7 protein-coding genes are annotated in these 6,951 nt (G+C 69.3%); 2 read left to right on the forward strand and 5 right to left on the reverse strand.

Features of this window, described 5'->3' with window-relative positions; all coding sequences use genetic code 11:
* From dmpG to ACFWF2_RS33205, 5 genes are all read right to left on the reverse strand, one after another.
* Nucleotides 1–806: 4-hydroxy-2-oxovalerate aldolase (gene dmpG / locus ACFWF2_RS33185; protein WP_379311433.1), on the reverse strand; the 806-nt coding region annotated here is incomplete at its 3' end.
* 12 nt (nucleotides 807–818) lie between these two features.
* The gene (locus tag ACFWF2_RS33190) at nucleotides 819–1,724 is read right to left on the reverse strand and encodes an acetaldehyde dehydrogenase (acetylating) (protein ID WP_379311434.1); all 906 of its coding nucleotides are present in this window, start codon (nucleotides 1,722–1,724) and stop codon (nucleotides 819–821) included.
* Nucleotides 1,725–1,748: 24 nt separating this feature from the next.
* Complete coding sequence (locus ACFWF2_RS33195; RefSeq protein ID WP_379311435.1) at nucleotides 1,749–2,534, reverse strand: 2-keto-4-pentenoate hydratase; 786 nt, start codon at nucleotides 2,532–2,534, stop codon at nucleotides 1,749–1,751.
* Complete coding sequence (locus ACFWF2_RS33200) at nucleotides 2,528–4,030, reverse strand: MDR family MFS transporter (RefSeq protein ID WP_379311436.1); 1,503 nt, start codon at nucleotides 4,028–4,030, stop codon at nucleotides 2,528–2,530. The genes ACFWF2_RS33195 and ACFWF2_RS33200 overlap by 7 nt, the downstream gene beginning before the upstream one ends.
* Before the next feature lie 14 nt (nucleotides 4,031–4,044).
* Complete coding sequence (locus tag ACFWF2_RS33205; protein ID WP_379311437.1) at nucleotides 4,045–5,100, reverse strand: 2Fe-2S iron-sulfur cluster-binding protein; 1,056 nt, start codon at nucleotides 5,098–5,100, stop codon at nucleotides 4,045–4,047.
* A 191-nt stretch (nucleotides 5,101–5,291) separates the two neighbouring features.
* On the opposite strand from ACFWF2_RS33205, the gene ACFWF2_RS33210 reads away from it, so the two are divergent.
* Together ACFWF2_RS33210 and ACFWF2_RS33215 are read left to right on the forward strand one after the other, a co-directional pair.
* Nucleotides 5,292–6,089 carry a mycofactocin-coupled SDR family oxidoreductase gene (locus ACFWF2_RS33210; RefSeq protein WP_379311438.1) on the forward strand — a complete coding sequence of 266 codons (798 nt, stop codon included), beginning with the start codon at nucleotides 5,292–5,294 and terminating at the stop codon, nucleotides 6,087–6,089.
* Between the two features lies 1 nt (nucleotide 6,090).
* Nucleotides 6,091–6,918, forward strand: a complete 828-nt coding sequence (locus ACFWF2_RS33215; RefSeq protein ID WP_379311439.1) for a mycofactocin-coupled SDR family oxidoreductase — start codon at nucleotides 6,091–6,093, stop codon at nucleotides 6,916–6,918.
* Nucleotides 6,919–6,951 lie beyond the last annotated feature (33 nt).

Raw genomic sequence — 6,951 nt, forward strand, 5'->3', positions numbered from 1 at the left:
CGGACGACGTCTTCGGCGGCGTCGGTGACGGCGAAGAAGTCGACGCCGGTCTTGATACCGAGCTTGTCGCAGACGCCGATGAAGGCTTCGACCGGGAGATTGCCCGCGCCCGCGCCGAAGCGGCGAGCCGAGCCGTCGATCTGCGTGGCGCCCGCGCGGACCGCGTACACCGAATTGGCCACGGCCAGACCGAGATTCTCGTGACCGTGGAAACCCACCTGCGCGTCGGTGCCGAGTTCGGCGACGAGCGCGGACACCCGGTCCGAGACCTGTTCCAGGACAAGGGCACCCGCGGAGTCGACGACGTAGACGCACTGGCAGCCCGCGTCGGCCATGATGCGGGCCTGCTTGGCCAGGAATTCCGGGGGCTGGGTGTGCGACATCATCAGGAAGCCGACGGTTTCCAGGCCGAGCTCGCGGGCCGCGGTGAAGTGCTGCACGGACACATCGGCTTCGGTGCAGTGCGTCGCGACGCGGCAGATCGACGCCCCGTTGTCCTGCGCGATCTTGATGTCTTCCTTGATGCCGACTCCCGGCAGCATGAGGAAGGCGATCTTGGCGTTCTTCGCTGTTTCCGCGGCGGCCTTGATCAGTTCCTGCTCAGGGGTTTTCGAGAACCCGTAGTTGAACGAGGAACCGCCGAGGCCGTCACCGTGGGTGACTTCGATGACCGGCACGCCCGCGCCGTCGAGGGCGGCGACGATGTCGCGGACCTCGGTCGCGGTGAACTGATGCCGCTTGTGGTGGGAACCGTCACGCAGGGAAGTGTCGGTAACTCGGATGTCGAGATCAGCTGAGTAAACCATGATGTGAGCTCCTTACACCCGAGCGGAGATGATCTGGTCGGCCAGCACGTCACCCACGCGGGTGGCGGCGGCGGTCATGATGTCGAGGTTGCCCGCGTACGGGGGCAGGAAGTCACCGGCGCCCTCGACCTCGACGAAGATCGACACCTTCGCCATGCCACCGGAGACCACCGACGGGTCGTCGAACTGCGGATCGTTGAGCAGCCGGTAGCCGGGCACGTACTCCTGGATCGACTTCTCCATGCCGAAGATGCTCTCGGCGATGGCATCGCGATCGGCGTCCTCGGGAATGGCGCAGAAGATGGTGTCGCGCATGATCATCGGCGGCTCGGCCGGGTTCAGGATGATGATGGCCTTGCCCCGCTGCGCGCCGCCGATGGTCTCGACGCCTTTGGAGGTGGTTTTGGTGAACTCGTCGATGTTCGCGCGGGTTCCCGGACCGGCCGAGACCGAGGACACCGACGCCACGATCTCGGCGTAGGCCACCGGCACGACCCGCGACACGGCCGCGACCATGGGAATCGTGGCCTGGCCACCACAGGTGATCATGTTGACGTTCGGGGCGTCGCGCAGCGTATCCAGGTTCACCGGAGGGATCACGGCCGGGCCGACCGCGGCCGGGGTGAGGTCGACGGCGCGGATGCCGGCGGCTTCGTATTTCGGCGCGTACGCGCGGTGGACGTAGGCGGAGGTGGCCTCGAACAGCAGATCCGGCTTCTCGTCGAGGGCGAGCAGCCAGTCCGCGCCCTCGGCGGAGGTTTCCAGACCCAGCCCGCGTGCCCGCTTCAGCCCTTCCGAATCGGGGTCGATGCCGATCATCCAGCGCGGCTCGATCTTGTCCGAGCGCAGCAGCTTGTAGAGCAGATCGGTGCTGATGTTGCCGGACCCCACGATCGCGGCGGTGACTTTGCTGGTCACGGTGTACTCCTTGGGAAGTCTGGTTCAGCGGAAACGCAAACGGACGGAACCGAGTCCGGTGAACTCGGCGAGGAAGTCGTCACCGGGGCGGGCGTCGATGGCGCGGGTGCAGGAACCGGGCAGCACGATGTCGCCCTTGCGCAACCGCACCCCGAAGGTCGCGACCTTGCGGGCCAGCCACGCGACCGCGATCACCGGATCACCGAGCACGGCGTCGCTGCGGCCCTCGGCGATGACCTCGCCGTTGCGGGTGAGCACGGCGTCGATGGCTTTGATGTCGATGTCGGCGGGCGCGACGCGCTGCTTGCCGAGCACGAACCCGGCCGAGGAGGCGTTGTCGGAGATGGTGTCGGTCAGGCCGATCTTCCAGTCTTTGATGCGCGAGTCGATGAGTTCGATCGAGGGCGCGTAGGCGACGGTCGCGGCCAGCACGTCGGCCTCGGTGCAGTCTTCGCCGGGCAGGTCGGCGCCGAGCACGAACCCGACCTCGACCTCCACCCGCGGCAGCAGGTACTGGGAGGTGTCGACCGGGACGTCTTCGAAGACCTCCATCTCGGCGAGCAGGTGACCGTAGTCGGGCTCGTCGACACCCATCATCTCCTGCATCGCCTTCGACGACAGCCCCACCTTGTGGCCGACGACCTTGGCGCCGTCATCCAGCTTGCGCCGGATATTGAGGAGCTGGATCTCGTACGCGTCGACCACGTCGATGCCCGGATACCGGTCGGCGAGCGGCGACACGGCCACCCGATCCTGCTCCGCTCGCGCCAGTTCGGCGGCGAGCTCGGCGCGCATGCTGGTTGTCAGCATCCTGGCTCCCTCTTCTCGTCTGGTGATGCCACCCCATGCTCGTGCTCGAGACGGCGCAGCGGGCCCGCCCTTCCCGCTGGATGGGCAGGAAAATGCGCGGCCCGGCCGGGAATCGCCGCGCACGCCGCCACCAGCACGACCGTCATCGCCGCGATGGTCGCGAACACCAGGTGCACGGCGGCCGACAGCGTCTGCGGCGACGGCGCGTCCGCACTCCCGAGGCGCGCGTTGACGATCGCACCGAACACGGCGACGCCCACCGCGCTGCCCAGCGACCGCGCGAACATGTTCGCCGAGGTGACGACTCCGCGCTCGGTCCACTCCGCGCTCGTCTGTGCCGCGATGAGCGTGGGCGTCGCCACCAAGCCCATGCCGGCGCCGACCACGAAACACGAGACGGCGACCTGCCACAGCTCGGAGTTCTCGTCGAGCAGCAGGGTCGTCGCCGCACCGATCGCCGCGACGGAACTGCCGAGCACCGCGCAGGTGCGGAACCCGAAGCGCAGATACACCTTTCCCGCCCTGGCCGCGGCCAAGGGCCAGCCGAGAGTGAGCGCACCGGTGACGACCCCGGCGACCAGCGCGCTGGAGCCGAGCACGCCCTGATTGAACATCGGCACATAGGTCGTGAACCCGAACAGCAGCGCCCCGCCGAGCATGGCGGCGACACTGCTCGCGATCACCACCCGCCGGGTGAACACCCACAGCGGCAGAATCGGCCGCACGGCCCGCGATTCCACCACCACGAACAGCGTGAGCGACAGCGCGGCGCAGGCGAAGACGGCCAGGCAGGCCGGAGAACCCCACGCCCAGGTGCGGCCACCTTCGAGCAGGCCGAGGACGAGCGCCCCCGCGCCGAGCGTCAGCAGCAGCGCGCCCGCGTAGTCGACGCTACGGTGCCGCCGGGGCACCGACTCGGGGAAATTGCGGGCGAGCATCCAGGCGGCGAGCACGGCCAGCGGCAGGTTGGCCAGGAAGATCCACCGCCAGCCGAGATAGTCGGCGCAGAGGCCGCCGAGCAGCGGACCCGTCACCGACGCCACCGCCCACACCCCGGCCAGATAGCCCTGGACCGTGGCGCGTTCGGCCAGCGTGTACAGATCACCCGCGATGACCATGGTCGTCGGCTGGATGGCCCCGGCGCCGATGCCCTGGACGGCACGGAAAACGATCAGCGCGAGCATGCTGCTCGCGAGACCGCACAGCAGCGAACCGAGCGCGAAGACCACGATGCCGAACAACATCACCGGCTTACGGCCGAAGGTGTCGGCGAGTGCGCCGTAGATCGGCACCGTCACCGCCTGGGCGAGCAGGTAGCTCGTGAACAGCCAGGGGAACAGCCCGAAGTCACCGAGGTTGTCGGTGATCGACAGGACCGCGGTCGCCAGGATCGTCGAATCGAGCGCGACGAGTCCGGTGGCGAGCATCAGCGAGGCGAGCACGGGGCCACGGTCCGAGCCGAACCCGACCTCGGATCGGGCGGTATCGGTTGCCACAGAACACCTCTCGGTCAGAAGCGGATGCGGACCTTGTCCGTGCACGGACGGGCCTGGCAGGCCAGGGCGTAGCCCGCGTCGATGTCCTCCTGATCGAGGATCGCGGCATTGGTCATGCTGACCTCGCCGTCGACGACGGTGCACGCGCACGAACCGCATTCGCCTTCGCGGCAGGAGTAGGGGACATCGAGGCCGTCGGCCAGCATCACGTCGACGAGGGTGCGCGAGCGCGGCCAGCTCAGTGCGTGCACGGTGCCGTCGAGTTCCACCTCGACGTGGGCCGCGTCGTCGGTGTCGGCGGGATCGAGCGGCTCCGGCTCGGCGAACGGATCACCCGACAGCGAGACGAACACCTCGGTGGTGACGCGCTCGCGCGGCCACCCGGCACCGGCCAGCGCGTCGGTCACCGCCGACATGAACGGGCCAGGCCCGCACACGAACGACTCGTAGGTCGCATACGGGGCGGCGAACTGCGCCAGCTGGGCGGTGCTCGGCAGGCCCTGCAGCGATTCGAGCCAGTGCACCACGCTCACCCGGCCCGGATACCGGGCGGCGAGCTCGCGCAGGGCCTCGGCGAAGATGACCGACTCCTGCTCGCGATTGGCGTAGAACAGCACCACCCGGCCCGAACCGCGTGCCAGGGCCGACCGCAGGATCGACATCACCGGGGTGATGCCGCTACCCGCCGCCCACAGCAGCAGATCGGTGTCGAGGGAGGCCGGGGTGAAGGTGCCGAGCGGGGGCAGCACATCGAGGGTGTCGCCGACGGAGATGTTGTCGCACAGCCAGTTCGAGCCGTAGCCGCCGGGCGTGCGCTTGACCGTCACCTGCGGCGCTTCCCCGGTGAACGGCGAGCTCGCCAGTGAATAGCAGCGCGCGACCGGTCCGGTCTGCTCGCTCGGAATACGCAGCGTGAGGAACTGGCCTGGCCGGTAGGCGAACCGGTCGGCGGCGTGGTCGGGCACGTCGAACACGAGCGTGCGCGCGTCCGCGGTCTCCTCGATCACGGCCGCCACGCGCAGCGTCACCACCCGCGAGCCACGCGGTACGTCGACAGTCGCCCTCGTCACTGGTGTCCTCCTCGATCACAGAGCCGGTGTGCGGGGCTACCGTCGCAGTTCTGCGGGGTCCCGTGGCCCGTGGCTCCCGGTGGACGGGAGATCGCCGCGCACTGCCCACTGACCGGGAAGACCAGGGCGGACGCGCCGGGCGGCGACCCTAGCGTCGGCCTCGTGGACACTCGACCTGCCGGGGGCGCCCGATGAACCGCATGCAGAACACCGTCGCGCTGGTGACCGGCGCGGCCGGCGGGATGGGCCGCGCCCATTGCCGCCGCCTGGCCGAGGAAGGCGCCGACATCATCGCCGTCGACATCGAGCCCGCGGCGGCCGAACTGGCGCAGACCGCGGCGGAGGTCGAGGCAACGGGCCGCCTGTGCGTGACCGCGGTGGCCGACGTGCGCGACCAGGTGTCGCTGGACGTGGCCGTCGCCGACGGAGTCGCCGCGCTGGGCCGCCTCGATGTAATCGTGGCCAATGCCGGGATCTACAGCGATCTCGGCCTGTCCTGGGAGCTGTCGGACGAGGCCTGGCAGCGCACCATGGATATCAATCTCACCGGCATGTGGCACACGGTGCGTGCCGGTGTCCCGGCGCTGAGCGACGGCGGCTCGATCGTGATCGTCAGCTCAACCAACGGCATCACCGGCGCGGCCACCGCCTCGCACTATTCGGCGAGCAAGCACGCCGTGGTCGGGCTCGCCCGCACCCTGGCCAACGAACTCGGCCCGCGTGGGATCCGGGTCAACACGGTGCATCCCGGCTCGGTGGCGACGCCGATGATCCTCAACGACACGGTGTACGCCAAACTCCGGCCCGACCTGCCGAACCCGACCCAGCAGGACGCGGCCGAGGCGCTGGCCGCCCGCACGCTGCTGCCGGTGCCGTGGGTGGATCCGGTCGACATCAGCAATGCCGTGCTCTTCCTCGCATCCGACGAGTCCCGTTACGTGACGGGAACCCAGCTCGTGGTGGATGCCGGACTGACTCAGAAGGTGTGACATGGGACGGGTTTCGGGCAAGATCGCCCTCATCACCGGCGCCGCGCGCGGCATCGGCCGCGCCCAGGCGATCCGGCTGGCCGAGGAGGGCGCCGACATCATCGCGGTCGACATCTGCGGGCCGGTCGAGACTGTCGTGTCGCCCGGCGCGACCAACGACGACCTCGCCGAGACCGTGCGCGCCGTCGAGGCGACGGGCGCGCGGATCGTCGCCGCGACAGTCGACGTCCGCGACGGCGCGGCACTGCGCGGCGCCGTCGACGCCGGTGTCGCGGAACTGGGCGGCCTCGACATCGTCTGCGCCACCGCCGGAATCAGCTCCAGCGGCGGCGCGCTCGACCTCACCGAGCAGCAGTGGCACACCATGATCGACGTCAACCTGACCGGTGTGTGGCAGACCTGCAAGGCCGCCACCCCGCACCTGATCAGCCGTGGCGGCGGCGCGATGATCCTGACCAGCTCGATCGCCGGTCTGCGCGGACTGGTCGGCGTCGCGCATTACACCGCCGCCAAACACGGGGTGGTCGGGCTGATGCGCTCACTCGCCAAGGAACTCGCTCCGCATCATGTCCGGGTGAACTCGGTCCATCCGACCAATGTCGACACCCCGATGATCCAGAACGACATGGTGCGCAAGGTGTTCCGGCCCGACCGCGAACATCCCACCCGCGAGGAATTCGCGGAGGCGGCCGTGTCGATGAACATGCTCCCGATCCCGTGGGTCGAACCGGTCGACATCGCCAACGCGGCGCTGTTCCTGGCCTCGGACGAGGGCCGCTACATCACCGCGGTGACGCTGCCCATCGACGCGGGCAGCACCCAGCGCTGACGCGGCGACGACGCGCGGGCTGCCGATCGGCAG

Source organism: Nocardia sp. NPDC060259 (genome assembly GCF_042728775.1).
Classification (GTDB): Bacteria; Actinomycetota; Actinomycetes; order Mycobacteriales; family Mycobacteriaceae; genus Nocardia.